The organism is Nocardiopsis sp. LDBS0036, assembly GCF_041228755.1.
In the GTDB taxonomy this organism is placed as follows: domain Bacteria; phylum Actinomycetota; class Actinomycetes; order Streptosporangiales; family Streptosporangiaceae; genus Nocardiopsis; species Nocardiopsis dassonvillei.
Genome location: NZ_CP141103.1, coordinates 4,937,217 through 4,961,177, shown reverse-complemented (window position 1 = coordinate 4,961,177; position 23,961 = coordinate 4,937,217). Strand labels below are relative to the sequence as shown.

Annotated in this window: 23 protein-coding genes and 3 tRNA genes; 3 read left to right on the top strand and 23 right to left on the bottom strand. The window is 72.6% G+C overall.

Annotation, left to right across the window (positions count from 1 at the left end):
- Positions 1–138: 138 nt before the first annotated feature.
- Both rplL and rplJ read right to left on the bottom strand, forming a co-directional pair.
- Entirely contained in the window at positions 139–528 is a 390-nt protein-coding gene (gene rplL, locus UIS43_RS21210) for a 50S ribosomal protein L7/L12 (RefSeq protein WP_013156103.1), read from the bottom strand.
- A gap of 96 nt (positions 529–624) precedes the next feature.
- Positions 625–1,152, bottom strand: a complete 528-nt coding sequence (rplJ, locus tag UIS43_RS21205) for a 50S ribosomal protein L10 (RefSeq protein ID WP_013156102.1) — start codon at positions 1,150–1,152, stop codon at positions 625–627.
- A gap of 465 nt (positions 1,153–1,617) precedes the next feature.
- On the opposite strand from rplJ, the gene UIS43_RS21200 reads away from it, so the two are divergent.
- Positions 1,618–2,463: a hypothetical protein gene (locus UIS43_RS21200; protein ID WP_335582481.1), complete on the top strand. Its 846-nt coding sequence runs from the start codon at positions 1,618–1,620 to the stop codon at positions 2,461–2,463.
- Positions 2,464–2,593: 130 nt separating this feature from the next.
- Here UIS43_RS21200 and rplA read toward each other — a convergent pair whose 3' ends face one another.
- From rplA to UIS43_RS21175, 5 genes are all read right to left on the bottom strand, one after another.
- Complete coding sequence (rplA, locus tag UIS43_RS21195; RefSeq protein ID WP_013156099.1) at positions 2,594–3,271, bottom strand: 50S ribosomal protein L1; 678 nt, start codon at positions 3,269–3,271, stop codon at positions 2,594–2,596.
- 120 nt (positions 3,272–3,391) lie between these two features.
- Positions 3,392–3,820, bottom strand: coding sequence for a 50S ribosomal protein L11 (gene rplK, locus UIS43_RS21190; RefSeq protein WP_013156098.1), 429 nt, complete (start codon positions 3,818–3,820; stop codon positions 3,392–3,394).
- A 351-nt stretch (positions 3,821–4,171) separates the two neighbouring features.
- Positions 4,172–5,014 (bottom strand): transcription termination/antitermination protein NusG, encoded by an 843-nt coding sequence (gene nusG, locus UIS43_RS21185; protein ID WP_013156097.1) that lies wholly within the window; start codon positions 5,012–5,014, stop codon positions 4,172–4,174.
- Between the two features lie 171 nt (positions 5,015–5,185).
- Complete coding sequence (gene secE, locus UIS43_RS21180) at positions 5,186–5,440, bottom strand: preprotein translocase subunit SecE (RefSeq protein WP_013156096.1); 255 nt, start codon at positions 5,438–5,440, stop codon at positions 5,186–5,188.
- 100 nt (positions 5,441–5,540) lie between these two features.
- Positions 5,541–5,613, bottom strand: a tRNA-Trp gene (locus UIS43_RS21175).
- A gap of 222 nt (positions 5,614–5,835) precedes the next feature.
- Between UIS43_RS21175 and UIS43_RS21170 the strand changes: the two genes are divergently transcribed.
- Together UIS43_RS21170 and UIS43_RS21165 are read left to right on the top strand one after the other, a co-directional pair.
- Positions 5,836–7,044, top strand: coding sequence for a pyridoxal phosphate-dependent aminotransferase (locus UIS43_RS21170; RefSeq protein WP_174547194.1), 1,209 nt, complete (start codon positions 5,836–5,838; stop codon positions 7,042–7,044).
- Between the two features lie 132 nt (positions 7,045–7,176).
- On the top strand, positions 7,177–8,226 hold the full coding sequence (locus tag UIS43_RS21165; protein WP_013156094.1) for an adenosine deaminase: 1,050 nt from the start codon (positions 7,177–7,179) through the stop codon (positions 8,224–8,226).
- Positions 8,227–8,348: 122 nt separating this feature from the next.
- Here the strand turns inward: UIS43_RS21165 and UIS43_RS21160 are convergent, their stop codons facing one another.
- The 16 genes from UIS43_RS21160 to UIS43_RS21085 form a co-directional block, all read right to left on the bottom strand.
- A complete protein-coding gene (locus tag UIS43_RS21160) occupies positions 8,349–8,942 on the bottom strand; it encodes a TMEM165/GDT1 family protein (RefSeq protein ID WP_013156093.1) in 594 nt (197 codons plus the stop codon).
- A 327-nt stretch (positions 8,943–9,269) separates the two neighbouring features.
- Positions 9,270–10,334, bottom strand: a complete 1,065-nt coding sequence (locus UIS43_RS21155) for a UDP-N-acetylmuramate dehydrogenase (protein WP_013156092.1) — start codon at positions 10,332–10,334, stop codon at positions 9,270–9,272.
- A gap of 2 nt (positions 10,335–10,336) precedes the next feature.
- On the bottom strand, positions 10,337–10,765 hold the full coding sequence (locus UIS43_RS21150) for a MaoC family dehydratase (RefSeq protein ID WP_013156091.1): 429 nt from the start codon (positions 10,763–10,765) through the stop codon (positions 10,337–10,339).
- The gene (locus tag UIS43_RS21145; protein WP_370011436.1) at positions 10,762–11,211 is read right to left on the bottom strand and encodes a MaoC family dehydratase N-terminal domain-containing protein; all 450 of its coding nucleotides are present in this window, start codon (positions 11,209–11,211) and stop codon (positions 10,762–10,764) included. The genes UIS43_RS21150 and UIS43_RS21145 overlap by 4 nt, the downstream gene beginning before the upstream one ends.
- A gap of 146 nt (positions 11,212–11,357) precedes the next feature.
- Positions 11,358–11,522 carry a 50S ribosomal protein L33 gene (rpmG, locus tag UIS43_RS21140; protein ID WP_013156089.1) on the bottom strand — a complete coding sequence of 55 codons (165 nt, stop codon included), beginning with the start codon at positions 11,520–11,522 and terminating at the stop codon, positions 11,358–11,360.
- Positions 11,523–11,601: 79 nt separating this feature from the next.
- Positions 11,602–11,677: transfer RNA gene (locus UIS43_RS21135), tRNA-Met, on the bottom strand.
- A gap of 102 nt (positions 11,678–11,779) precedes the next feature.
- Positions 11,780–11,855 (bottom strand) — tRNA-Thr (locus tag UIS43_RS21130).
- 162 nt (positions 11,856–12,017) lie between these two features.
- Positions 12,018–14,048 (bottom strand): ATP-binding protein, encoded by a 2,031-nt coding sequence (locus UIS43_RS21125; protein ID WP_013156088.1) that lies wholly within the window; start codon positions 14,046–14,048, stop codon positions 12,018–12,020.
- A 127-nt stretch (positions 14,049–14,175) separates the two neighbouring features.
- Entirely contained in the window at positions 14,176–18,930 is a 4,755-nt protein-coding gene (locus UIS43_RS21120; protein ID WP_370011433.1) for a TIGR02680 family protein, read from the bottom strand.
- Positions 18,872–20,266 (bottom strand): TIGR02678 family protein, encoded by a 1,395-nt coding sequence (locus tag UIS43_RS21115; RefSeq protein ID WP_013156086.1) that lies wholly within the window; start codon positions 20,264–20,266, stop codon positions 18,872–18,874. Before UIS43_RS21115 ends, UIS43_RS21120 begins: the two co-directional genes overlap by 59 nt.
- Complete coding sequence (locus tag UIS43_RS21110; protein ID WP_071621229.1) at positions 20,266–21,870, bottom strand: DUF2397 family protein; 1,605 nt, start codon at positions 21,868–21,870, stop codon at positions 20,266–20,268. Before UIS43_RS21110 ends, UIS43_RS21115 begins: the two co-directional genes overlap by 1 nt.
- 191 nt (positions 21,871–22,061) lie before the next feature.
- Positions 22,062–22,616, bottom strand: coding sequence for a hypothetical protein (locus tag UIS43_RS21105; RefSeq protein ID WP_013156084.1), 555 nt, complete (start codon positions 22,614–22,616; stop codon positions 22,062–22,064).
- A gap of 137 nt (positions 22,617–22,753) precedes the next feature.
- A complete protein-coding gene (locus UIS43_RS21100; protein WP_013156083.1) occupies positions 22,754–23,080 on the bottom strand; it encodes a hypothetical protein in 327 nt (108 codons plus the stop codon).
- A gap of 10 nt (positions 23,081–23,090) precedes the next feature.
- Positions 23,091–23,354: a hypothetical protein gene (locus UIS43_RS21095; protein ID WP_013156082.1), complete on the bottom strand. Its 264-nt coding sequence runs from the start codon at positions 23,352–23,354 to the stop codon at positions 23,091–23,093.
- A gap of 10 nt (positions 23,355–23,364) precedes the next feature.
- Positions 23,365–23,616, bottom strand: a complete 252-nt coding sequence (locus UIS43_RS21090) for a hypothetical protein (RefSeq protein ID WP_013156081.1) — start codon at positions 23,614–23,616, stop codon at positions 23,365–23,367.
- 56 nt (positions 23,617–23,672) lie between these two features.
- The gene (locus UIS43_RS21085; protein WP_013156080.1) at positions 23,673–23,924 is read right to left on the bottom strand and encodes a hypothetical protein; all 252 of its coding nucleotides are present in this window, start codon (positions 23,922–23,924) and stop codon (positions 23,673–23,675) included.
- Between the last annotated feature and the right edge of the window lie 37 nt (positions 23,925–23,961).

Below are 23,961 nucleotides of genomic sequence, written 5' to 3'. Positions count from 1 at the left end.
AGCGCGGGCCGGAGGGGCGCGGGAGGACCGCCCGGAGGCGGTGAGGGGTTCCAGGACGCACGAAGGCGGCCGCCCCTCCCCGGAAGGAGGGACGGCCGCCGGAAGCAGGCCAGCGGGCGCTCAGCGGCCCGCGTGGGACTACTTGAGGGTGACGGAGGCGCCAGCGCCCTCGAGAGCGGCCTTGGCCTTCTCGGCCGTCTCCTTGTTGACGCCCTCCAGCAGCGGCTTGGGAGCGTTGTCGACCAGGTCCTTGGCCTCCTTGAGGCCCAGGCTCGTGAGGCCGCGGACCTCCTTGATGACCTGGATCTTCTTGTCGCCAGCGCCCTCGAGGATGACGTCGAACTCGTCCTTCTCCTCGGCCTCGGCGGCGGCGCCGCCACCCTGGCCGGGAGCGGCGACGGCCACGGCGGCCGGAGCGGCGGCGGTGACGTCGAACTTGTCCTCGAAGAGCTTCACGAAGTCGGCCAGCTCGAGAAGGGTCATCTCCTCGAACGCGGCAAGCAGGTCCTCGTTGCTGAGCTTCGCCATGGTGCGATCTCTCTTTCTCTGCGGACACGCGGTCCTGTCGGGCCCGCGTGCGAGTCAGTGTCCGAGCGCCCTCGGCGCCCGGCGGGTTTCAAAAGGTCAGGCGGCTTCCTGGGAGCGCTTGTCCGCCAGGGCCTGCGCGAGACGCACAGTCTTGGAGGGCAGCGCCTGGAAGACGGCGGCGGCCTGGCCCTGCTTGGCCTTGAGCGCACCCGCCAGCTTCGCGAGGATGACCTCGCGGGACTCCAGATCGGCCAGCTTGGTGATGTCGTCGGCGCTCATCGACTTGCCGTCGATGACACCGCCCTTGATCACCAGGGGCGAGTTCGCCTTCGCGAAGTCACGCAGACCCTTGGCGGCCTCGACCACGTCACCGTGGACGAAGGCGATGGCGGACGGGCCCTCGAGCAGGTCCTTGACCTGCTCGTCGACACCGGCCTCCGTGACCGCGATCTTGGTCAGCGTGTTCTTGACGATGCGAAAACGCGCGCTCTGGCCGAGGCTGCGACGCAGTTCAGTGATCTGCGCGACAGTGAGCCCCCGGTATTCGGTCAGCACGGCGCCGTTCGACTCACGGAACTCGCCCGTGAGTTCGGCGACCGCGGCTGCCTTGTCCGGCCTCGCCATGGGACTCCTTCCAACATTGAACGCTGGTTGACTCCAAGGGCCCGGGCGATCGGCGTCAGCACGAGAAAAAGCCCCGGGCGCGAGGCGCACGGGGCATGACCGCGTTCCGGTGGCCGCGCGGGGCGCGGCGTGGAACGGGAAGCTCTTGTACACCTGCGCGGGCGCCCATCGCGGATGGGCCCTTAGGTCACCCGTTCGGGTGACGACCAGCGGTCTTCGGCAAGAACCCATCGTACCGCACGCGCGGGAGCCCCCGTTCCGCACCGGAGGACCGGAACCGTGATCGCGCTCACTCCCCCGGCGGGCGCGGAACCGCCTGGGCGCGGCCGGCGTCGAATCGGTGGCCGCGCGGAGGAGCCGGCAGGGACCGGAATGTCCCTCCGACGTGGCAGCATGACGCTACCGGGCACCCCCGCTCCCAGTCGTGCCCGTGTCCCCCGCGCAAAAGAAGAAGGCGAACACCCCGTGAAGACCCGTATGCCGGTCCTGATCTCCGCCGGCACCCTCGCCCTGTCCCTCACCGCCTGCGGAGGAGGCCCCGCGGAGGAGGAGCCCGCCGAGGCGGCGGCCGAGTCGCCCGAGGAGGGCGGTGGCGGCAGCGTCCTGGACCTGGTCGCCGGTCTCGGCGCGAGCACCCAGGACATCGAGAACTACACCCTCGACATCTCGATGGTCATGCCCGACCCCGACATGGGCGACATCGACATGGACATGACCTACGAGGTCATGGAGGACCCGCAGGCGGCCAAGGTCACCATGGTCATGCCCTCGATGGGCGAGATGCTCCTGGAGCTGGCCGAGGTGGCCGGCCAGGACCTGGGCCTGACCGCCGAGGAGATCGGCACGTCCATCGTCATCATCCCGGCGGAGGGCGACGCCCTCGTCTCCAACCACAACGGTCTCCAGGAGGTCGACACCGCCTGGGTCCGCGGCGCCCAGGACACCGACCAGATCGCCCCGGAGGAGATGTTCGACATCAACGCGCTCCCCGACATCGTGGGGGCGTTCGCGGAGATCGAGCAGATCGAGGAGACGGGCGCCGAGGAGATCAGCGGCGTCTCGACCACCCTCATCGAGGGCACGATGACCGGCGAGGACGTCGAGGCCCTGAACCAGGAGCAGAAGGACGCCGTCAACGAGCTGCTGGGCGGCGTCAGCGGACCCGTCGACGTGTCCGTCTGGGTGGCCGACGACGGCTTCCCGATGCGCTTGGACTTCTCCGACGAGGAGGCCGACATCTCGATGGTCTTCTCCAACCTGGGTGAGACCTCCTTCGAGATGCCCGCCGATGACGAGATCACCGACAGGTAGGCGCTGGGACCCCCGGGGTTTGTCCGGCCGCAGTGCGGCGGCCGGACAAACCCCGGGGGAAGCGGAGCGGCCCCCGCCGTCCTCTCGGACTGCGGGGGCCGCTCTCGTCTGCGCTGGGCAGCCGCGAAGGCTAGACCTCGAGCGGGATGCTCGGGCCCATGGACGTGGAGACCACGGCCTTCTTGATGTAGCGGCCCTTGGCGGCGGACGGCTTGAGGCGGTTCACCTCGTCGATCGCGGCCTGGTAGTTCTCCAGGAGCTTCTGGTCGTCGAAGGAGGCCTTGCCGATGATGAAGTGCAGGTTCCCGTGGCGGTCCACGCGGAACTCGATCTTGCCGCCCTTGATGTCGGTGACGGCCTTGGCGACGTCGGGGGTGACGGTGCCGGTCTTCGGGTTCGGCATCAGGCCGCGCGGACCGAGCACGCGGCCGAGGCGGCCGACCTTGCCCATGAGGTCCGGGGTGGCCACGACGGCGTCGAAGTCGGTGAAGCCCTTCGAGACCTTCTCGATCATCTCGTCGTCGCCGATGATGTCGGCGCCAGCCGCGAGAGCCTGCTCGGCACGCTCACCGGTCGCGAAGACCAGGACCCGAGCGGTCTTGCCGGTGCCGTTCGGCAGGTTCACGGTGCCGCGGACCATCTGGTCGGCCTTGCGCGGGTCGACGCCCAGGCGCAGGGCGACCTCGACGGTCGCGTCGAACTTGACGGTGGAGGTCTCCTTGGCGAGCTTCACGGCCTCGGCGGGGCCGTAGAGCTTGTCACGGTCCACCTGCTGGCTGGCTTTGCGGTGGTTCTTGCTGCGCTTCACTCTGTTCTCCTGGGGAACGTGTGGTCACCGGGCCAGCGCCTGGCCCTGCCACGGTGGTTCTTGAACGTCGAGCGTCCCCGGTCGCTCCGGTCTCCGCGGACCGGTGCCACCGTGCGGGGACTACTTGACCTCGATGCCCATCGAGCGGGCGGTACCGGCGACGATCTTGGCGGCGGCCTCGATGTCCTCGGTGTTGAGGTCGGGCAGCTTGGTCTGCGCGATCTCGCGGACCTGCTCGGCGGTGATGGAACCGGCGGTGCTGCGGCCCGGGTCGGTCGCGGCCTTGTCCAGACCGGCGGCCTTCAGGATCAGCTTCGGCGCCGGAGGCGTCTTGGTGACGAAGCTGAAGGAACGGTCCTCGTAGATGGAGATCTCGACGGGGATGACGTTGCCGCGCTGGGACTCCGTGGCAGCGTTGTACTGCTTGCAGAAGTCCATGATGTTGACGCCGTGCGGACCGAGCGCGGTACCGACGGGCGGCGCCGGGGTGGCCTGGCCGGCGGGGAGCTGCACCTTGACGAGTGCGGCCAGTTTCTTCTTCGGAGGCATATCGGGTCCTTTGCCTGATCTGCGTTGTGTTCTGGTCCCGTTGCCTCCCTGACGGCACCGCGCGGCCGCGGGGGCCGGGGAACCGCTGCCGAAGGAGGCGGGGACCCCGCGCTCGACGGGCGCGGGGCGCCGGCCCGCCGGGACCGGGCGGACCGGGGCGCGCCCCGCCGGAGCGGGACACGCGAGTGGGTCCGCCACGGGGCGGACCCACCAAGTCTATGCCGATCACGGAGGTGCCCTGACAGGCACCTCACGACCGCGGGGCCCGAGCCCGGGCGGCGGGGGCGTGGAGTGCCCCGACAGCCGTTCCGCGATCGCGGGCCCGGGCGGCGGGGCCGGGGAGTGGACGGGCTAGATCTTGGCGACCTGGTTGAACGACAGCTCGACCGGGGTCTCGCGGCCGAAGATCGACACCAGCACCTTGAGCTTCTGGGTGTCGGGGTTGATCTCGCTGACCGTCGCGGGCAGGGTCGCGAACGGACCCTCCATGACGGTGACGGACTCGCCGACCTCGTAGGCCACGTCCATGCGGGCCTCTCCGACGCCGCCCGCGGTCCGGGCCTGCTGCGCCTGCTCCGGCTCCACCTCCGGCTCGGGGGCGAGGAGCTTGGCAACCTCGGTCAGGCTCAGCGGCGCGGGCTTGTTGGACAGGCCCACGAAGCCGGTGACGCCCGGGGTGTTGCGGATGGCCGACCAGGACTCGTCGGTCAGGTCCATGCGGACGAGCACGTAGCCGGGCAGGACCTTCTCGGTGACCTGCTGGCGCTTGCCGCTCTTGACCTCGGTGACCTCGTGCTCGGGCACCTCGACCTGGAAGATGTACTCCTCCATGTTGAGGGACTGGGTGCGGCTCTCGACGTTGGCCTTGACCCGCTTCTCGTAACCGGCGTAGGTGTGCACGACGTACCAGTCGCCGGGCAGCAGGACGAGCTCGTTCTTGAACTCCTCAACGGGGTCCAGGCGGGGGGCCTCCTCCTCGGCGGCCTCGCCCTGCTCCTCGTCCTCCTCCACGACGCCCTCGTGGTCGTCGGCGGCCTCGGACGGGTCGGCGTCACCGGTCAGCTCCGGGCTGTCGGTGTCGGCCGCGTCGGTCGCGTCCTCCGGCAGCTCGCCCGCCAGGCCGGTCTCTTCCGCCGACGACTGAACCGGCTCCTCTTCGGGGAAGTCGTCAGAGGTCAGTGGGGACTCGGACACGGCTGCTCTTTCTCTCGTCGGATTCGCTCTCGGGGCGACGCACACGAGGCAGCGCTGTACGTCGAACCCGGTTCTGCCAGCTTACGGTCTCTCCGGGCGGACCGGGACCAACGCGCGGACGAGGAGGCCGCGTCCCGGCTCCTGCCGGAGGACGCGGCGCGGAAGTGGTGGTCAGACGCCCTGCGGAGTGCCGAACGTGCCGTACAGCCAGGTGACCGCCTCGCCGAAGCCCCAGTCCACGAGGGAGACGTATCCCAGGACGACCAGCACGAAGACGAGGACCACGATGGTGTAGGTCACCAGCTCGCGGCGGGTGGGCCAGCGGACCTTGCGCAGCTCTCCGGCGACCTGCTTGGTGAACGTCACCGGACCGGTACGACGCTTGGGCTCCTTGTCGGGCTTGGCGTCGGCGTCAGTCTGAGTCACCTGGGGTCCTTAGGGTCGCGGGCTGCTACTTGTTCCCCGTAGTTTCGGTGCCCGTGCCGTGCGGCGCCCGCCGGGGCGCCGCACCGCACGCGCGAAGGTGCAGGGCAGGAGGGACTCGAACCCCCAACCGCCGGTTTTGGAGACCGGTGCTCTGCCAATTGAGCCACTGCCCTTAGCGGAAACTGCGATCCCACCATAGCCGGTTCCGGTGCGCTGCGCACACCGTGCGCCAGGTAACACCTGGGCCACGACCGGCCGACCCGAAAGAGTGTATGCGCTCGGGGCGCCGTGACCAAACCGTTCGTCCCTCCGAGGAGGGTGAACGACCCCTTCGTCCGGTTGCGCCCTCCTTCCCGCCCGCGCCCGGACCAGGGGCGCATGACAACATGGGACGCATGACTGATCGACCCCGTCTCTCTGCACGTATCAGCGCGATCTCCGAGTCCGCCACCCTGGCCGTGGACGCCAAGGCCAAGGCGATGAAGGCGGAGGGCCGTGCCGTCATCGGCTTCGGCGCGGGAGAGCCCGACTTCCCGACCCCCGACTACATCGTCGAGGCCGCCGTCGAGGCCGCCCGTGAGCCCCGGTTCCACCGCTACACGCCCGCCGGCGGCCTGCCCGAGCTCAAGAAGGCCATCGCCGAGAAGACCCTGCGCGACTCCGGCTACGAGGTCGACCCCGCCCAGGTCCTGGTGACCAACGGCGGCAAGCAGGCCATCTACGAGGCCTTCGCCGCCATGCTGGACCCGGGCGACGAGGTCATCGTCATCGCCCCGTACTGGACCACCTACCCCGAGTCGATCAAGCTCGCGGGCGGCGTCCCGGTCTTCGTCGTCACCGACGAGAGCACCGGCTACCTGGCCAGTGTGGAGCAGCTGGAGGCGGCGCGCAGCGAGCGCACCAAGGTCCTGGTGTTCGTCTCCCCGTCCAACCCGACCGGCGCCGTGTACCCGCGCGAGCAGGTCCGCGAGATCGGCCGCTGGGCGAACGAGCACGGCCTGTGGGTGCTGTCCGACGAGATCTACGAGCACCTGGTCTACGGGGACGCCGAGTTCTCCTCGCTGCCCGTCGAGGTGCCCGAGATCGCCGACCGCACCGTCATCGTCAACGGCGTGGCCAAGACCTACGCCATGACCGGCTGGCGCGTGGGGTGGATCATCGGCCCCAAGGACGTGGTCAAGGCCGCGGGCAACCTCCAGTCGCACGCCACCTCCAACGTCGCCAACGTCTCGCAGGCCGCCGCCCTGGCCGCGGTCTCCGGCGACCTGGACGCCGTGGCGACGATGCGCGAGGCCTTCGACCGCCGCCGCAAGACGATCGTGCGCATGCTCAACGAGATCGACGGCGTGGTCTGCCCCGAGCCGCAGGGCGCGTTCTACGCCTACCCCTCGGTCAAGGGCGTGCTGGGCAAGGAGATCCGGGGCAGGACGCCGCAGACCTCCACCGAGCTGGCCGAGCTCATCCTGGAGCAGGCCGAGGTCGCCGTGGTGCCCGGTGAGGCCTTCGGCACCCCCGGCTACCTGCGCCTGTCCTACGCGCTCAGCGACGAGGACCTCGCCGAGGGCGTGAGCCGCATCCAGAAGCTGCTGGCCGAGGCCAAGTAGGCCGCACGGCCGTCGGACGCGCCCCGGGGACGGGTTCCCCGGGGCGCGTCCGCGTGTACGGGGACCGGTCCCCGCGCGGCCGGGTGGGGCGTACTGGCACCGGAGGCGTCCCGCATACGGCAGGCTTACGTCATGGAGACACCGACCAGCGCCCGCCGGTTGGACCGGCTGCCCAAAGCACACCTGCACCTGCACTTCACCGGATCGATGCGCCATCCCACCCTGGTGGAGCTGGCCGCCGAGCACGGCATCCACCTCCCCCAGGCCCTGGTCGAGGAGTGGCCGCCCAGGCTCCGCGCCACGGACGAGCGCGGCTGGTTCCGCTTCCAGCGCCTGTACGACATCGCCCGGTCGGTGCTGCGCAGACCCGAGGACGTGTACCGGCTGCTGCGCGAGGCGGCCGAGGACGAGCGCGCGGCCGGGTCCGGCTGGCTGGAGATCCAGGTGGACCCGAGCGGTTACGCGTCGCTCTTCGACGGGCTCACCGCCACCCTGGAGCTGTTCCTGGACGCGGCCCGCGCCGCCGAGCGCGAGACCGGCGTGCACGTCGGCCTGATGGTGGCGGCCAACCGCACCAGGCACCCGCTGGACGCCAAGGTGCTGGCCCGCCTGGCCCGCCAGTACGCGGGCAGGGGCGTGGTGTCGTTCGGCCTGAACAACGACGAGCGGCGTGGCCGCGCCCTGGAGTTCGAGGGGGCGTTCCGGATCGCGCGGCGGGCCGGGCTGCTCTCCGCTCCGCACGGCGGCGAGCTCCAGGGACCCCGCAGCGTGCGCGAGTGCCTGGACGTGCTGGACGCCGACCGGATCGGGCACGGTGTGCGGGCCGTGGAGGACCCGCGGCTGGTGGAGCGGATCGCCGAACGCGGGGTGACCCTGGAGGTCTGCCCGACCTCCAACGTGGGCCTGGGGGTGTACGACGACCTGGGGCAGCTGCCGCTGCGCACGCTCTTCGACGCCGGGGTTCCGGTCGCTCTGGGCACCGACGACCCGCTGCTGTTCGGACCGCGCCTGGTGGAGCAGTACCGGATCGCCCGCGAGGTGCTCGGGTTCTCCGACCCGGAGCTGGCCGAGCTGGCGCGGATGTCGGTCCGCGGCTCGGGCGCGCCGGAGTCGCTGCGCAAGGAGCTGCTGGCCGGGGTGGACGCGTGGCTGGCCGCCGACCCGGAGCCCGTCGGGGACTGAGCCGCCCCGGCTCCGGCCGTCCGGGGCGCGGTCCCGGCCCCGCCGGAGCCGCCAGCCCCATCCGGCTCAGGGCTCAGGGCTCAGGGCTCAGGGCTCAGGGCTCAGGGCTCAGGGCTCAGGGCTCAGGCGAGGAGCATCCAGGCTCCCTGGCCCAGCATGGCGACGCCCGCGACGAAGAACAGGGTGGCCGCGCCGATCTGGATGGCGCGCTCGGGCAGCTTCTTGCCGAGCACGGCGCCCAGCGCGATGGCGATGGCGTCGGCCGCGACCATGCCCACGGTGGAGCCGATCCACACGGGCAGCCAGTGGTGCTGGGTGCCGACGGTGATCGTGGCGAGCATGGTCTTGTCGCCGAGTTCGGCGACGAGGAAGACGACGAAGACGGTCGCGAACGCGGAGCGGATGCGCCGGGAGGCCGCGCGGGCCTCGTCCTTGTCGCTCATCTCGTCGCCGCGCAGGGTCCACGCGCCGAAGAACAGGAACGCGACACCGGCGGCGAGGGTGAGCCAGTCGGTGGGGAGCGCGGCGCCCAGGACCTCGGCCAGCAGGACGCTGCCCGCGTGCACGACGGCGGTGGCGGCGGTGATGCCGAGGATGACCGTGAGGGCCCGGTAGCGGGTGGCCAGGGACATGGCCACGAGTTGGGTCTTGTCGCCCATTTCGGCGATGAAGATGGCGAAGGCGCTGAATGCCAGCCCGGCGGCGAACCCCGTCATGTTTCCCCTTCCGTCCGATGCTGTCTGGGCAGAAGGAGGCGGACACCACTTCAACCCGGTCTTTTCCGGGTCAAAGGTCTCGTCCGCTCCTGGCTCGGCGCGTCTGGCCTGGCCGGGCTCGTACGACCGGGCCGCGGGGCGGCCAGTGTGTCGATCGCACGCATTGGGGACTACTCCCCTTCGACGCCTCCGACTTTATGGCAGAACAGAAGGGTAATGCAATTCATGGCTTTACTGAATTGATTTATCAGCCTGCCCTGAAAAACAAGTTTGCCGCGCCCAACTTCGAAATTGGGCGCGGCTGGGGCCGGGGCGCGGGGCACCGGTTCAGAGGGAGACGCCGACCATCACCGGCTCGTTGACCAGGCGGACCCCGAAGGCCTCCTCCACTCCCGCCCGCACCTCGCGGGCCAGCTCCAGCAGGTCCTTCGTGGTGGCGCCGCCGGGGTTGGTCAGGGCCAGGCTGTGCTTGCCGGAGATGCGCGCGGGGCCGTCGCCGTACCCCTTGGTGAACCCGGCGCGGTCGATCAGCCAGGCCGCGGAGAGCTTGACGTTCCCCCGTGCGTCGGGGTGGCCGGGCACCTGTACGTCGGCGCCCAGGCGGGCGGCCGCCCGTTCGCGCACGGCCGCGAACTCCTCGGCGGTGACCACCGGGTTGGTGAAGAACGACCCGGCGCTGCGGGTGTCGGGGTCGGCGGGGTCCAGGACCATGCCCTTGCCCCTGCGCAGCCCCAGGACGGTCTCGCGCGCCCGCTCCAGCGGCACCCGGGTGCCCGCCTCGGCCCCCAGGGTGCGGGCCACCTCGGCGTAGGCGACCGGACGGCTGAGCTTGGAGCGGCGCAGCGCGAAGACCACCTCGCACACCACGTGGCGGTCGTCGCCCTTGAAGACGCTGTCGCGGTAGCTGAAGCCGCACTCGGCGTTGGTCATCCGGCGCCGCTCGCCGGTGCGCCGGTCGTGGACGAGCACCTCGCGGATGGTCTGGCTGACGTCCTGGCCGTAGGCGCCCACGTTCTGGATGGGCGTGGAGCCGACCCGGCCGGGGATGCCCGACAGGAACTCCAGCCCGCTGAGGCCCTCGGCCACGACGCGCTCCACCAGCGGGTCCCACTCCACGCCCGCGTCGGCGCGCAGCAGCACGACCGGTTCGCCCTCGTCGTCGGTGCCCGCCTCCTCGAAGGAGACGCCCTTGGAGTCCACGAGGACCACCGTTCCGGGGAACCCGTCGTCGGAGACCACGAGGTTGCTGCCGCCGCCCAGGACGAGGACGGGCTCGCCGGCGGCGTCGGCCCGGGTCACGGCGGCGACCAGTTCGTCGGTGGTGCCCGCGACCAGGAAGGTCCGCGCCGGGCCGCCCAGACGCAGGGTGGTGTACTCGGAGAGTGCGGTCACGTCTACCTCGCCAGGCGCACGGTGGCCTTGGACTGCACCAGGACCTTGGCGCCGCCCGACCGCGCGGTCAGCAGCACCGTGACGGTGCCGTCGTCGTTCTTGGTCTTGACCTTGCCGCCGACGGTGATCTCGGCGCCCTCGTCGTCGTCGGGGACCACCACGGGCGCGGAGAAGCGCACCGAGTAGTCGACGACGCAGCCGGGGTCGCCCGCCCAGTCGGTGATCACCCGCGCGGCCTCGGCCATGGTGAACATGCCGTGCGCGATGACGTCGGGCAGTCCGACCGACTTGGCGAAGCGCTCGTTCCAGTGGATCGGGTTGAAGTCGCCCGAGGCGCCCGCGTAGCGGACCAGGTCCAGGCGGCGGACCGGGAAGGTGCGCTCGGGCAGCTCGGTGCCGACCTCGACGTCGGCGTGGCGCAGCCTGCTCATGCCTCTCCTCCTCGCGCGACCAGCATCATCGTGGCGGTGACCACGTGCTCGCCGTCGGCGTCGTGTGCCGCGGTCTCCAGGGTGATCAGCTCGTTGCCGCCCAGGGCCCGGATGGCCGTGATGCGGGTGACACTGCTGAGGACGTCCCCGGCGTGCAGCGGACGGCTGTAGCGGAAGCTCTGGTCGCCGTGCACGACCCGGGAGAAGTCCAGGCCGAGGTCGGGGTCGGCGATGGCCTGGGCCGAGCCCGCCATCCCCAGGATGACCGGGAAGGTGGGCGGGGCGACCACGTCGGGGTGTCCGGCCGCCCGGGCCGAGGCCTGGTCGGTGCAGACCGGGTTGGGGTCGTTGACCGCCTCGGCGAACTCCCGGATCTTGCCCCGGGTGACCTCGTAGGCCTCCGGCGCGGGGTACTCCCGGCCGAGGTAGTCAGGGTTGATCGCCACGCTCTCTCCTGCTCCTGTCGTGAAGGGGCCCGGACACGCGAACAGCCCGGTGAGCGGATCGCTCACCGGGCTGGAAGCCTTCGAGAACTGCCTCTGCGACGTCGCGGCGGAGACGATCGCGCTCGACAGGGGCGCTCGCGCGGGACCTAACGGGTCTCGCGGTGCTCGTTGTGCTTGCGGCAGTTCGGGCAGAACTTCTTGATCGCGAGACGGTCGGGGGTGTTCCGACGGTTCTTGCGGGTGATGTAGTTCCGGTGATTGCACTCCTGGCAGGCCAGGGTGATCTTCGGCCTCACGTCGGTGGCAGCCACTTCGGAGTGCCTTTCTCGCTGGAAACAGTAGTAAACGCCCGCGACGACCCCTGAGATGTGGGCTCAGGGGTCAGCGGGTTGGTAGCGGGGGCCGGACTTGAACCGACGACACAGCGATTATGAGCCGCTTGCTCTACCGACTGAGCTACCCCGCCCCGATCAACGGGACCACAACCCTACCAGGGCTGTGACCCGGTGCAGGCCGGCGGATGCTCCCTCCGGCCACCCACCTGAGTGGACCGTACCCCGTCAAGTGGTGGAGCCCCTTTACGGAATCGAACCGTAGACCTTCTCCTTACCATGGAGACGCTCTGCCGACTGAGCTAAAGGGGCGCGCTGGTGGGGCTTTCTCTCGTCCGCCCCGGGGGTGTTGCCCCCTTGCGCTGGTCATGACTATACAGGGATCCGGGGGTGGTCTGCCAAATCGAATGCCCCCGCACCGCGCCCGGACGCCGAAACCCCTGTTCACGGCGGTTTCGGCGCCGCGACTGTGACTCAGACCGCCTCGACCCACACGTTGGACATCGCGTCCCGGTTGATCGTGCGGATGTCGGCGGGCAGGCCCAGTCGGCGCAGGGCGTCGGACAGGCGGGTGTCGTGGGTGAACACGATCAGCTGCCGGTGCCTGCCCACCTCCGCCAGCACCGCGGACAGGCCCTCCACGGTCTCGGTGTCCATCGCCTGGACCGGGTCGTCCAGGACCAGGAAGCCGAAGGGGTTGCCCTCCACCAGGGTGCGCGGCAGGCAGATGGACAGCGCCAGCGCCTGGAACTCGCCCTGGCTCAGGAGCCCGGGCGCGCTGGTCTGGTCGCCGACGCCGTCGACCGACACGTCCACCTCGACCCGGCGCCGGGCGCCCCGGCCGATCAGCCGCATGCCCTGGAGGTCGATGTGGCGTTCCTGGCGCAACCGGTACCAGACCTGCTCGGCCTGCGCCGCGACCGGGCCCAGCCGCTCCTCGCGCAGGATCCTCGCCTGCTCCGACAGCCAGTTCAGCGCGGCCTCGGCCCCGTTGAGGACCTCGCGCGCGGTGAGGGCGTCCTGGGCGTCGTCCAGCCACCCCGAGAGCTGCTCGGCCAGCTCCGACCAGCCGCCGGTCGGGTCCTCCAGCCGCTCGCTCGCGTCCCGGCGGGCGCTCACCGCGGCCGCCCGCAGCCTGCGGCCGACCGCCTCGATGTGCTCGGCCAGCTCGGCCAGGTCCTCGATGTCCGCGCCGGACTCCCACAGCGACCACACCTGGCCCAGCTCGCTCTCCGGCGGCAGCCAGCCCGGCGCCGGGGACATCAGGAAGCGGGCCTGGTCCCTGGCCGCGTCGGCGCGCTCGTAGGCGGCCGAGACGACGGCCGCCTGGGGCTTGAGGGCGCGCAGCTGGGCGTTGGCCCGGCGCACCCAGTCGGCGCCCAGCGGCGCGGAGCACGTGGGGCACTCGGTCTCGGAGGGGTGGCGCTGGTGGTGTTCGAGGGCCTGTTCCAGGAGCCTGACCACCCCGTGCGCGCGGTCGCCCTTGCTGCCCGCGGCCATGGCCAGCTCCATGGACGCGCCCCGCAGCTCGTTGACCACGTCGGACATCAGCGTCCGCTCGGGCACGGCCAGCCGCCGCAGGCGGCGCAGGACCGTGTGCAGCTCGGGGTCGCTGGGCCCGGTGTCGGAGGCGAGCCTGCGCAGGGCGTCCATGTCGAAGTAGGAGGCGGTGAGCAGCTGGACGGCCTGCACGGCCCTGGGGTCGTCGGAGGCCCGGAGCGCGTCGAGCAGGTACCGCAGCTCCCGCGAGGGCCGGTCGCGGCGCTTGGCGAGCCCGTCGCACACCTTGGCCAGGCGCCGCTCGGCCTCCGCCAGGCCGCTGAGCCCGAGCAGGCCGGTGAGCGTGTCGTACAGCTCGGCCGAACGCCCGGTGACCGTGCGGCCGAGTTCGTCGTAGGACAGGAACGGGCGGTAGCGCACGAGGTTGTCGCCCCAGTCCATGGTCCTGAGGGGGGAGACCTCGCCGTCGGGGTGGACGACCTCGCCGCGCGCGGAGCGGACGCTCTCGCCCGTCCACCTGCGGCTGATGCGGGTGGAGCCCTCGTCCCCGGCGACGCGCACGTCCACGGTCGCCTCGGTGCGCTCGTCGTAGTGGAGGTTGCGCCAGCCGTCGCGCCAGCCCGTGGGCATGGAGTCCCACCGGGGGTTGCGGCCGGTGAGGGCCGCCTCCGCGGCCTCGGCGAAGCTGGACTTGCCCGAGCCGTTGCGCCCGACGATCACGGTGAGCCCGGGACCGGCGTCGAAGGTGAGCTCGGCGGGGCGGCCGATGCCCCGGAAGCCCTGGACCCTGATCCCCGTGAGGTAGGTCCGCCGGACCCTGCCCGCGGGCGGCTCGGCGGCGGGTTCCGGCTCGGGGACCCGTTCACCCCTCAGGCGGGCCTCCAGGGCGTCCTCTCCCCACAGGGCCGCGCTGACCCAGGAGCTGACCTCCCGGGGCAGTCCGGAGCGCGCCAGAGCGTCCAGGAGCGCCGTCCCACCCTCGAACGTCTCGGGTACCCGAGTCACTTCGTCACCCCGTTCACGTGTCGTCTCCGCACAAGCAGACTAGGACAGGACGGGAGGAAGCACTCGCCGAACGCCGGTCTCCGCCGCGGGAGGGGCCGACTGGCCTCCTCCCCCGGCGCGGCCCCCCTCACACCCCCACCAGGCGCCTCCTGCTCCCGTCCCACGTGAAGTGCAGGGTGGCGATCCCGGGCACGTTCGGGTCCCGCAGGCACTCGTAGATGTTGAGGCTGGGGACGCTGGCGAAGCAGCCCCACACCCGTTCCGAGGTCAGGACGAAGTCAAGGTCCAGTTCGACCAGCAGGCCCAGCAGGCGTCCGTGCGTGGGCTCGTCGACCTTGGCGAAGGCGTCGTCGAGCAGGATCAGCCTCGGCGCCCACGGCGCCCGGGCCGCCAGGGCGTCGAAGTGCGCGGCGGCGGCCGCGAACAGCACCAGGTAGGCCACCACGCGCTGCTCGCCCTGGCTGAGCGCCGTGCGGTGCCCCAGGCGCCGTTCGTCGCCCGCGCCGTCGGTCACGTACACGGTGAAGGTGAACCAGGACCGGTAGTCCAGGGCCGCGCGCAGCTGCGCGCCCCCCGTGGCGGTGGGGTCCAGGCGGCGGATGGCCTCGATGCAGCGCCGGAGCGCGTCGCGCAGCCGGGTCGTCTGCACGCGGGTCCGCTCCCGGGCCGGGGTGGCCAGGAGCGGCACGACCGCCTCGATGTCCGCGCCCGCGTCGGGGGCGAGCCGCCAGTCCAGGCGCACGCCCAGACCGGCCGAGGTGGTGACGTCCTTGAGGACGTCGTTCATGGTGGCGATGAGGGCCCTGGCCTCCTCGACCTGACGCGCCAGGTGGCCGGCCAGCTCCCCGAGCAGGTGCCGCTCGAAGGCCTCCTCCTCCGCGATCGCGACGCTCTCCTCGGCCCCGGCGACCGCTGCGGCGATCCGTTCGGCGTAGGCGGTGACGTCGTGCGCGCCGTCCTCGTCGTGGACCGTGAGGCGCTTGACGCCCCGGGGTTCGCTCATCTCGGTGCGGACCTGCGTCCAGCCCGCCGAGGCGAGCACCCGGTCCAGGTCCTCGCGGCTGGCCAGGACCGTGCTGTCGTCGACCCGGGGTACGTCCGCCGCGTCGTCGCCCTCCGGGGCGGCCAGGCCCTCCTCCATCCCGATGACGAAGGCCTCCAGCAGGGCGAGGCGTGCGTCGGGCCCGGGGGGAGCGGTCTCGGCGCGTGCGGCCAGGTAGGCGGCCAGGGGCGCGTCGTCCTCGGCGCACGCGCCCAGTCCCGCGGCGCGCAGCAGCACGGCGTCGGGGGCCTCGGCTCCGGACGCGTCGGTCCAGGTGAGCGAGGAGACCAGGCCGTCCCCGGCCGCGAGCGCGCGGCTCACCTGCTCGGCGCGCTCGCGCGTGGCCGCGGCCAGGCGCGCCTCGGCGCTGACCCGTTCGTCCCGGGCGCGCTGGGCGTCGCGTTCGAGTTCGGGCAGCCGCTGGGCGGCCTCCTCGGCCCTGGCCCCGACCTGCTCGCGGGCGGCGTCGAGCTGTTCTTCGGCCACGCCCCGCGCCCGGTCGCCGAGCTCGATCTGGCGGCGGACGGTGATCATGTCGTCGATCGCCGCGGCGCGGGCGTCCTCGGCCAGCACCCGGTCGGCCCGGACGGCCCGCCAGGCGGCGACGTGGTGCTCGTGGTCGGCGAGCTCCCAGGCCAGGACGTCCAGGTCGCGCAGCGCGGAGGCGATGAGTACGCGCAGGTGGTCCAGGGCGCGCAGGGCGCTGTCCAGGTCGGCGCGCGCGGTGGGCAGGTCCTTCTCCCCCTCCGCGGGTCCGCCCTCCCCGGTGCCCTCCACCACGGAGGAGCGGCGCAGCCCCTCGCGGATGTCGAGCAGTTCGGCCCGGCAGTCCTCGGCCGCGTCGCGGGCCACGTCGTGGGCGCGGCGCGCGGCGGCCACGTCGTCCCGGGCGGTCTCCAGGACGGCCCAGGCGCGGATCAGGGGGGCGGCGTCGGGCAGGTCTCGGGAGACCTCCAGGAGTTCGGCGTAGGAGTGCTCGACGGCCCAGCGGCGCTCGCCCGCCTCGGCGAGCAGCGCCTCGGCGATCGCCATGCGCCTGTCGGTGTTGGCGGTGGTGCGGTCGCGGGCGCGTTTGCGGGCGGCCTCGCCGATGTACTCGGGTTCGCTCTTGTAGTGGGCGCCGGAGGCCACGCCCAGGCGCCAGCCGCCGGACAGGGACATGGCGCTGGAGAGGGCGACGGCTCCTGGGCTGTCCTTGCGGTGGCGGGGTTCGGCCTCGGCGTCCTCGGGGTCGCGGACCCGCTCCGCCTCGGAGTCCAGGGCGATGGAGGAGAGCAGGGCGCGCAGGGTGTCGGGGTCGACGCCGCGGCCGGTGGTGGGACCGGCGGCCGGGACGAGCACGTCGAGCAGCGTCCGGCCGCGGACGGGGCGCGAGAGCGCGGGGACCGGCACCGGGGAGACCATGAGGTCGCGCGTGGTCGGGTCGTGCAGGGCGCCGTCGGCGCGGACCCAGCCCGCCAGCAGTCCGCTGGCCTCCAGGGAGGCCTCCAGACCGGCCTGCTCGCGCGTGCTGAGCCCGTCCGCGAAGTCGACGGCCAGGTAGAGCGGGACGCCGTCCCCCTCGGGGCGCGGGTAGGTGGCCCATCCGGGGCGCTCGGGGGCGTGCTCGGCGTTCTTGGTGCGCCGGTCCGCCAGTTCGGCGAGTTCGCCGGAGAGCTGGCCCTCCTCCCCGACGGCCACGTCACGGCGTGCGCGCAGTTCCTCCAGGAGGGGGTCCACGGCGGCGTGCGCCAGGCGGGCCACCCTGCCGGGGACCGCGGGGTCCAGGACGCGCAGGGCGTCGTCGATGGGCAGTTCGACGCTGCCCTCCAGCTCGTGGATGGCCCCGCCCAGGGCGTGCGCGTGGCTGGAGTCGCGCAGCCGGGCGGACCAGGCGCGGACGCCCTCGGCGTAAGCGGCACTCTGGCGCCGTACGAGGGCGATGGCGTCCTGCTCGCGCTGGTGGGCGCGTTCGAGCACGGCGTCGGCGGACTCGGCCTCGCTGGTCAGCGCGACGAGGCGGCGGTCGGCGGCGGCCTCGGCGGCGGTGAGCCCGGTCAGGCGGGCGGCCAGGTCGGCGCGGTCGGCGGCGCGGTCGGCGGCTCCGGTGAGGCGGTCGTGGAGGCGGCCCAGGCGTTCGCGCAGGGCGTCCAGGTCCACGCCCTCGACGGGTTCGCGCTCGACGGCCTGTTCCAGTCCCCGCAGGTCGACCCGGGTGGTGCTCTCGCGGGGGGCGTGGACGGTGGCGACCGGGTCGGGGACGGTGCCGAGGACGCCGGGGTCGATGCCCGCCGCGGAGGCGGCGCGCGCGGCCTCGGCGTGGGTCTGGCGCAGGACGTCGAGCGCGCGCTCGATCGTGGCGGTGTCCTCGCCGATGCGCTCGACGGTGTGGCGTTCGACCCGTTCGGCGTGCTCGGCGGCCACCCAGGCGGCCTCGGCCGCGCGGATGTAGGCGCCCACGGCGGCGTCGTAGGCGCGGCGCTCGCCGTCCGTGGCCGTGGCGGCGCCGCCCTGGGCCGCGGCGAGGGTCATGTCGTCGGACCGGGCGGTGTCGCGGGTGCGGCGGGCCTGGTCGCGTTCCTCGGAGACCTGGCTCTCCGCCGTGATGAGGTCGTCGAGTTCGGCGCGCAGCCGCTCGGTCTCCTCGGTGCGGTCCGCGGCGGCGTCGATCTGCTCGCGCACCTCGGCGGCCCGGGCGCGCAGGGTGTGGACGAGGTAGCCCCGGTAGTCCTCCAGGAACGCGGTGACGCCCGCCCCGGCCTCGGTGAGGGCGTCCTTGTCGGAGCGGGCCCGCTCCAGGTCGGCGATGTTGCGGGCGACCTCGTCCAGGACGGTCTCGTCCATGGGCGGCAGCGCCTCGGACAGGACGCCGACGAGTTCCCCGGCCTCCAGGCGGTCGCCGATGGTGGGGCGGCGCAGCCGGTAGAGCAGGTGGATGAGGTTGCGGTAGCGGACGGAGTCGTCGATGCCGAACAGGTCGTGCATCACGCGGGCCCGGTAGGGGACGGGGCTGGTGAAGCAGTTGTCGGCGCCGATCTCCGAGCGGAGGCGGTCGACGGGCTTGGGGCGGCCGTCGGTGACGAGTTCGAGGTCGTGGCCGACCCGGCGGTCGGTGACGAAGAACACGCACCGCGGGTCGGAGTCGCCGACCGCCATGACGGCGGCGCCCAGGGTCAGGTGGCTGGGCGGGGCGTCGGGGTCTCGGGGCTCGGGTTCCCGCGCCGCCGCGTCGGACTCGGCGGCGGCGCTGGCCGCCGCGCTGGCGGCGAGGAGGGCGGAGGCGCTGCTCGCACCGGTACCGGCGAGCAGCGCGGAGGCCCCCCGGCCGTTGCCGGAGCGGGCGGCGGCGTCGAGTCCGCGGTCGCCGCGCTCGGTGGTGAACTCCACCCACAGGTAACCGAGCCGGGTGGCGGGGCCGGACTCCTCCTCCGCGGGGTCGCCGGAGGCGTCGGCGCCGTGCGGGGCGTCCTCGGACGCGTCCTCCGCGCCGGGGCCGCCGAGCAGGTCGGGACCGTCATCCTCGGCACCGTGGAGGCGGCCGGGCCGCGTGTCCTCGGCCATGAGCCAGCGCAGGCTGGTGCGGTTGGTGCCCGTGGTGTCCAGGCGGCGCACGTCGCCGTCGAGCAGGAACGGGAGCAGCATCTCCAGCGCCTTGGACTTGCCCGCGCCGTTGCGGCCGCGCAGCAGCAGCCGCCCCTCGGCGAAGTCCAGGACGTGGTCGTCGTACTGCCAGACGTTGCGGATGCCCGCACGTTCGAGCCGGTAGCGGGGGACGCCGCCGGAGGCGCCGGTACCGGCGGAATCAGCCGGACCCGTCGCCGCCGCCGCTTCCGGGGCCTGGCTGGTCTCCTGAGTCACCACTGGTCGCGCTCACCTTCTCGTTCGCCACCGCTTGCAGCACGGACGCCACCCGGCTCAGGTCGCCGCGGGGGTCGGCGGGAGCGTCGGGTTCGCCCTCGTCGTCGCCGGGGGCACGCACCGGGTCGGGATGTGTCCGGCTGTCTTCGTCATTGTCCTGGATCGGGGGGACACGGATGTCCGTTTCGGCCCCGTAGCGGGCGGCCGCGGCGGTGAGCCGCCACCGTCCGGGGGCGCCCCGCAGCAGTCCGAGGTCGGCCAGCAGGACCAGGACCCGCTCGCGGAGCCGTCCGGGGTCGGGGATCTCGGGTCCCGCGGTGCGGGCCCACTCGGCCCGCGCGGGCGCGTCCGCGCCGCAGAGGGCCTCCAGCGCGGTGTTCATCTCCTCCTCCGGGACCGGGGCGGAGGTGGCGGGGCGGCCGGGGTGCAGGCGGCCGGAGAGGTGGCGGACCAGGGCCAGGGCGACCTGTCCGACGGGGTCGTCGGAGGGGAAGGCGGGGCGGGCGCCCGCCTCGTCGGGCATCACGAGGGCGACGCCCTCGGCGCGGACCTCGGTGTCGCAGCCCAGGAGGTTGCCGAGCGCCGCTGCGGCCCGCCACTGGTGCGCGGCGAGGCGGTCGCGCTGGCGGTCGGGGAGCTCCTCGCGGTAGACGACGGCGGTCTCTGCGAGGAGCCTGCGCAGGGCGGTCTCGCCCTGGTGGTCGCCGTCGGGGTCGGTGTCGCGTGCGGCGGCGAGGAAGGAGTCGGGGTCGTCGGAGGCGCGGGGCAGGTGGACGGCGACCGAGCGCAGGACCTGCGTGTGCGGGATCAGCTCCGCGTCGGCGGAGGGGTCCTCACGGTGGTCGGCGATGGTGCCGAAGTCCTCGGTGAGGGCGCCGAGCGAGACCAGGTGGAGCAGGGCGGCGCAGAAGGCGCGGCGCTCGGCGAGGCCGCGCTCGGGGTCGGCGTCGACCCCGGCCTCGTGCGCGGCGGAGCGGACCCGCGCGGCCAGGCCGCGGACGGTGGTGGGGCCTTGCTCCTCGACCAGGACGGCCAGGGACAGCGCCAGGTAGGTGTGCGTGCGCGGGGTGAAGGGGGCGCCGGTCCCGCGCGCGAGGGGGCGCGCGACCTCGGTGACGAGACCGCGTTTGACCAGCCGGGCGTGGTCCTCGGCGACGGTCAGGCGGTAGCCGAGCACGCGTTGGAAGCGCTGGACGAGCCACTCGGTGTGGGAGCGCACGAGGGCGAACTCGGCGGGGTGGGTGCGCTCGGTGAGCAGGGGATGGGCCAGGAGGGCGCGGGCCGCGGCCTGGCGTTCGCCGATGAGCGCGGCGTCCTCGCTGTAGGTGTCCGTCTCCATCACTCCCACGATGGCTTCTCGGGCGGGTTCGCGGACAGGTCGTCCGGACCGGGGGCTCGCGGGTCCGGTCCAGGGAGGTTACCCGTGGGTTCGGTGTCCTCGGGGCGGGGCGCCGCGTCGGGGGCCGGGGAGGGTTCCGGGGTCGCGGAGGGGACCGGGATCCCCAGGATGTCCGCGTAGGACGGGGCGGCGGGCGTCCCGGGGATCTCCGGGGCGGGCGGGGCGTCGGAGTGCGCGGAGTACGGCGGGACCGTCGGGGACTGGGGGAAGAGGGGTTCCGTCGACGCGGCCGGGGTCTGGGGGGTACGGGGTGCGGCCGGGGACGGTGCGGCCTCCGGGTCCTCGGAGGCGGCCGGGGCGAAGGGGTTGCGGGGGGCGAACGGCGCGGACGGGGTGCCCGGGCTGGCTGAGCGGCCCGAGGCAGTCGGGAGCCGAGGGTCGAAAGGGGCCGCTGGGGTCTCGGGGTTCTTCGTGTCTGTCGGGGCGGAGGAAGCCGTTGGAGCCTCAGTGCCAGCAGGGGCTTGCGGGCCCGTCGAACGGTCCGCGACGGCAGAGTGCGGAGAGTCGGCGGGGGCCAGCGGATCGTCTGGGGTCTGCGCACTCTCAGGTGCGCCAGGGACCCGCGGATCGAACGGGGGCAAGGAGCCGCCGGGCACGGACGTGCCTGCCGGAGCCTCAGGGTCCTCGGGAGCCGTCGGAACGGAGGCGAGCACCGATGCCTCGGGGTCAGCGGGGGCGTCCGGGCTTACGGAGGCGGCGGGGGCCGGCGGGTCCTCGGACGGCTCTTCGGACGGGTCGGAGAGGTCCTCGTCGGTCCCGGGGCCGAGCGGGTCCACGGGGGTCCGGGAATCGGCGGAGGCCTCCTCCCCCTCCGGGGCAGCGTCCCCTCCCTCCGGGGCACCGGCCGCGAGGGGGTCCGCCCCGTCCTCCTCCGGCTCCTCCGGGAGCGGGTCGAGGACACCGGGGCTGTGCTGCTCGTAGGGGGTCACCAGCAGGCGCAGCCCCTCCAGGGTCAGCTCCCCGCCCTCGCCCCGGATGGTGACGTCGGCGCCCGGCGCGGCGACGACGTGCAGGCGCAGCGCGAACTCCAGGTCCCCGGCGGAGGTGGGGCGCCTGCTGGCGTCGCCGGATCCCAGGGCCGCGGTGAGGAGTTCCATCAGGACCTCCATCCCGGCGCCGGACAGGTCCAGGCGGGCACGGCGGCCCGTGGGCTCGGTCAGCAGGGAGCGGATCTGCGCGGCACCGGCGCGGCGCCAGTGGGCGGAGGACTCGGCGGCGTCGCGCAGGCGCGCCTGCTGGGCGCGGTGGTCGCTCACCGGCTCGGGCGGTCGGGCGCCCGGGTGCTCGGTGACGGTGCTGCGGTCGGCGTCGGCCTGCCACCAGCTGGTGGTCGCGGCGACACCCTCGTCCACCCTCCCCTCCAGGTGGAGCGCCGGATGGAGGGCGTACGAGGCGGCGGCGAGGGCGTCGGCGCGGTCCGGGTCGGCCTCCTCGAACCAGGCGGCCAGGCGCAGCAGCGAGGCGCGGCCGTGCCGTGGCGTCGGCCGCCCGTCGGCGCCGCGTCCGTCGTCCGCGTGGTTGTCCGTCCACTGGTTGAGTCCCACAACTCAGCAGACTAGAGACCTCGCGGGCGCGCCACGCCCGTTTCGGCCCCCTCCGGTCCCGGGAAGAGGGCCGCGTCACCCGTTTTGATCAGGAGTTATGTACTTTTGAGGAACTTTGGCATGATTCTGCGGAGGGAGGCGAAGGTCACCTCCGCCGGACGCGGCGGCGTGCCCCCGGCAGCCGGTCCGGATCACTCGGACTCCGGCAGCGCCAGGGTTCCGCCGTCGACCTCCTCCAGCGTCCCGATCATCTCCTCGGACATCTCCTCGCCGTAGTCGGTGATCGTGTACGTGGAGAAGTACATGGTGCCGTCGACGTCCACCGGGTCGCCCAGCTCGACCTCGACCTCGTAGGGATCGTCCTGGCACCCCTCCTGCATGCACCAGGTCCCCTTGACCCCTCCCTCGCCGCGCGCCACCTCGTCCGCCCACGTGCCCCACTCCATGTCGGTGAAGGTGGTGAACTCCGTGGCCACGTACTCGGTGGGGGTCTGGTCGTCGAACCCGTTCTCGTCGCCGTACCGGTTGAGGACGAAGGTCCCGCTGCTCTGGTTGGCGTCCTCCTCCGGAGTGGGCTGCGTCTCCCGCGGGCTGGCCTGCTCCTGCGGGCCGGCGGTCTCCCCCTGCGGGCTCTGCTCCGCCTCCGGAGCACTCGTGGCCTCGGGCGGGTCGGGCACGCTCAACTGCTCGCCGCAGCCGGTGGCGGCCAACAGCAGTACCGCTCCCGTCAGGACCGTGCGCCTCATCTGACGTCTCCCCCCACGTCGGTTCCCTCGGATGTCCTACCTGCGACAAGGCCCTCCGGCAGGCTGCCGGAGGGCCTCGACGAACCACTCGCGTCTTCCGTCACTGCGGGATCGGGGACCCCGCCACCCGGAGGTGGCTAGTACCCGTCGCCCCCGTCTTCACCCTCGTCCTTGTGACCCTCCGGGGCGCCACTGTCGTGGTCCTCGGAGCCGTCGTGCTGGACGTTGGTGGTGGCGGGACCGTTGATGCAGTCACCCGTCGTCTGTGGCGACAGGATGGGCACGGTCACGCCGGCCAGGCCGACGGACAGCTGGGCGTTGCAGATCTGGACCGGAACCAACTGGAGGTTCTGGTTGAACTGCTGGCCGCCGCCGTGCGAGCTGGCGAACACGGGTGAGGCGGCGAGCATTGCGCCCAGGGCGACACCGGCGATGGCGGTGGCCGCCGTGAACTTGCGCAGCATGCCGGGTCTCCTAGTCGATGTTGGTGCTGACCGGGCCGTTGGTGCAGTCGCCGGTGGTGTCGGGCGACAGGATCGGCGCGGTGACCCCGACGAGGAGGCCCACGGTCAGGTCCGTGTTGCACAGCTGCACCGGAACCAGCTGGAGGTTCTGGTTGTACTGCTGGTCGCCGCCGTGCGAACCGTGCGACTCACCCGCGGAGGCGGGCGTGGCGGCCAGGATGGCGCCCAGGGCGACACCGGCGATGGCGGTGGCGGTGGTGAACTTGCGCAGCATGCCGGGTCTCCTAGTCGATGTTGGTGCTGACGGGGCCGTTGGTGCAGTCGCCGGTGGTGTCGGGCGACAGGATCGGGATGGTGACCGCGACCAGGCCGACGGTGGCGTCGGTGTTGCACAGCTGGACCGGGATGGCCTGCAGGTTCTGGTTGTACTGCTGGTCGCCGCCGTGCGAACCGCTGGCGGAGGCCGGGGAACCGGCGAGGACGACACCGAAAGCGGCACCAGCGACGAGGCCGACAACTCCGAGCTTACGCAGCATTGAATTACCCTTCGAGAAAGTTTGAGATAGCGTTTCTTGCGGACGGATTGCCGGAACTAGCTGATGTTGGTGCCGACGGGGCCGTTGGTGCAGTCGCCCGTGGTCTGCGGCGACAGGACCGGCACGGTCACGGCGACCAGGCCGACGCTGGCCTGCAGGTTGCAGGACTGGATCGGAACCAGCTGGAGGTTCTGGTTGAACTGCTGGTCACCACCGTGCGAACCACTGGCGTGAGCCGGGGCTCCCATGAGGAGCGCGCCCATCGCGGCACCGGCGACCAGGCCAGCAACGGCCATCTTCTTGAACATGACTTCCCCCGAGAATCGGTTACGAGGTATTGACAGA

What these genes read in the sequence shown, in the direction of transcription:
- rplL (WP_013156103.1), bottom strand. Translation starts at nt 528, where the DNA reads ATGGCGAAGCTCAGCAACGAGGACCTGCTTGCCGCGTTCGAGGAGATG.
- rplJ (WP_013156102.1), bottom strand. Translation starts at nt 1,152, where the DNA reads ATGGCGAGGCCGGACAAGGCAGCCGCGGTCGCCGAACTCACGGGCGAG.
- rplK (WP_013156098.1), bottom strand. Translation starts at nt 3,820, where the DNA reads ATGCCTCCGAAGAAGAAACTGGCCGCACTCGTCAAGGTGCAGCTCCCC.
- UIS43_RS21170 (WP_174547194.1), top strand. Translation starts at nt 5,836, where the DNA reads ATGACTGATCGACCCCGTCTCTCTGCACGTATCAGCGCGATCTCCGAG.
- UIS43_RS21165 (WP_013156094.1), top strand. Translation starts at nt 7,177, where the DNA reads ATGGAGACACCGACCAGCGCCCGCCGGTTGGACCGGCTGCCCAAAGCA.
- UIS43_RS21160 (WP_013156093.1), bottom strand. Translation starts at nt 8,942, where the DNA reads ATGACGGGGTTCGCCGCCGGGCTGGCATTCAGCGCCTTCGCCATCTTC.
- UIS43_RS21150 (WP_013156091.1), bottom strand. Translation starts at nt 10,765, where the DNA reads ATGAGCAGGCTGCGCCACGCCGACGTCGAGGTCGGCACCGAGCTGCCC.
- UIS43_RS21115 (WP_013156086.1), bottom strand. Translation starts at nt 20,266, where the DNA reads ATGGAGACGGACACCTACAGCGAGGACGCCGCGCTCATCGGCGAACGC.
- UIS43_RS21105 (WP_013156084.1), bottom strand. Translation starts at nt 22,616, where the DNA reads ATGAGGCGCACGGTCCTGACGGGAGCGGTACTGCTGTTGGCCGCCACC.
- UIS43_RS21100 (WP_013156083.1), bottom strand. Translation starts at nt 23,080, where the DNA reads ATGCTGCGCAAGTTCACGGCGGCCACCGCCATCGCCGGTGTCGCCCTG.
- UIS43_RS21095 (WP_013156082.1), bottom strand. Translation starts at nt 23,354, where the DNA reads ATGCTGCGCAAGTTCACCACCGCCACCGCCATCGCCGGTGTCGCCCTG.
- UIS43_RS21090 (WP_013156081.1), bottom strand. Translation starts at nt 23,616, where the DNA reads ATGCTGCGTAAGCTCGGAGTTGTCGGCCTCGTCGCTGGTGCCGCTTTC.
- UIS43_RS21085 (WP_013156080.1), bottom strand. Translation starts at nt 23,924, where the DNA reads ATGTTCAAGAAGATGGCCGTTGCTGGCCTGGTCGCCGGTGCCGCGATG.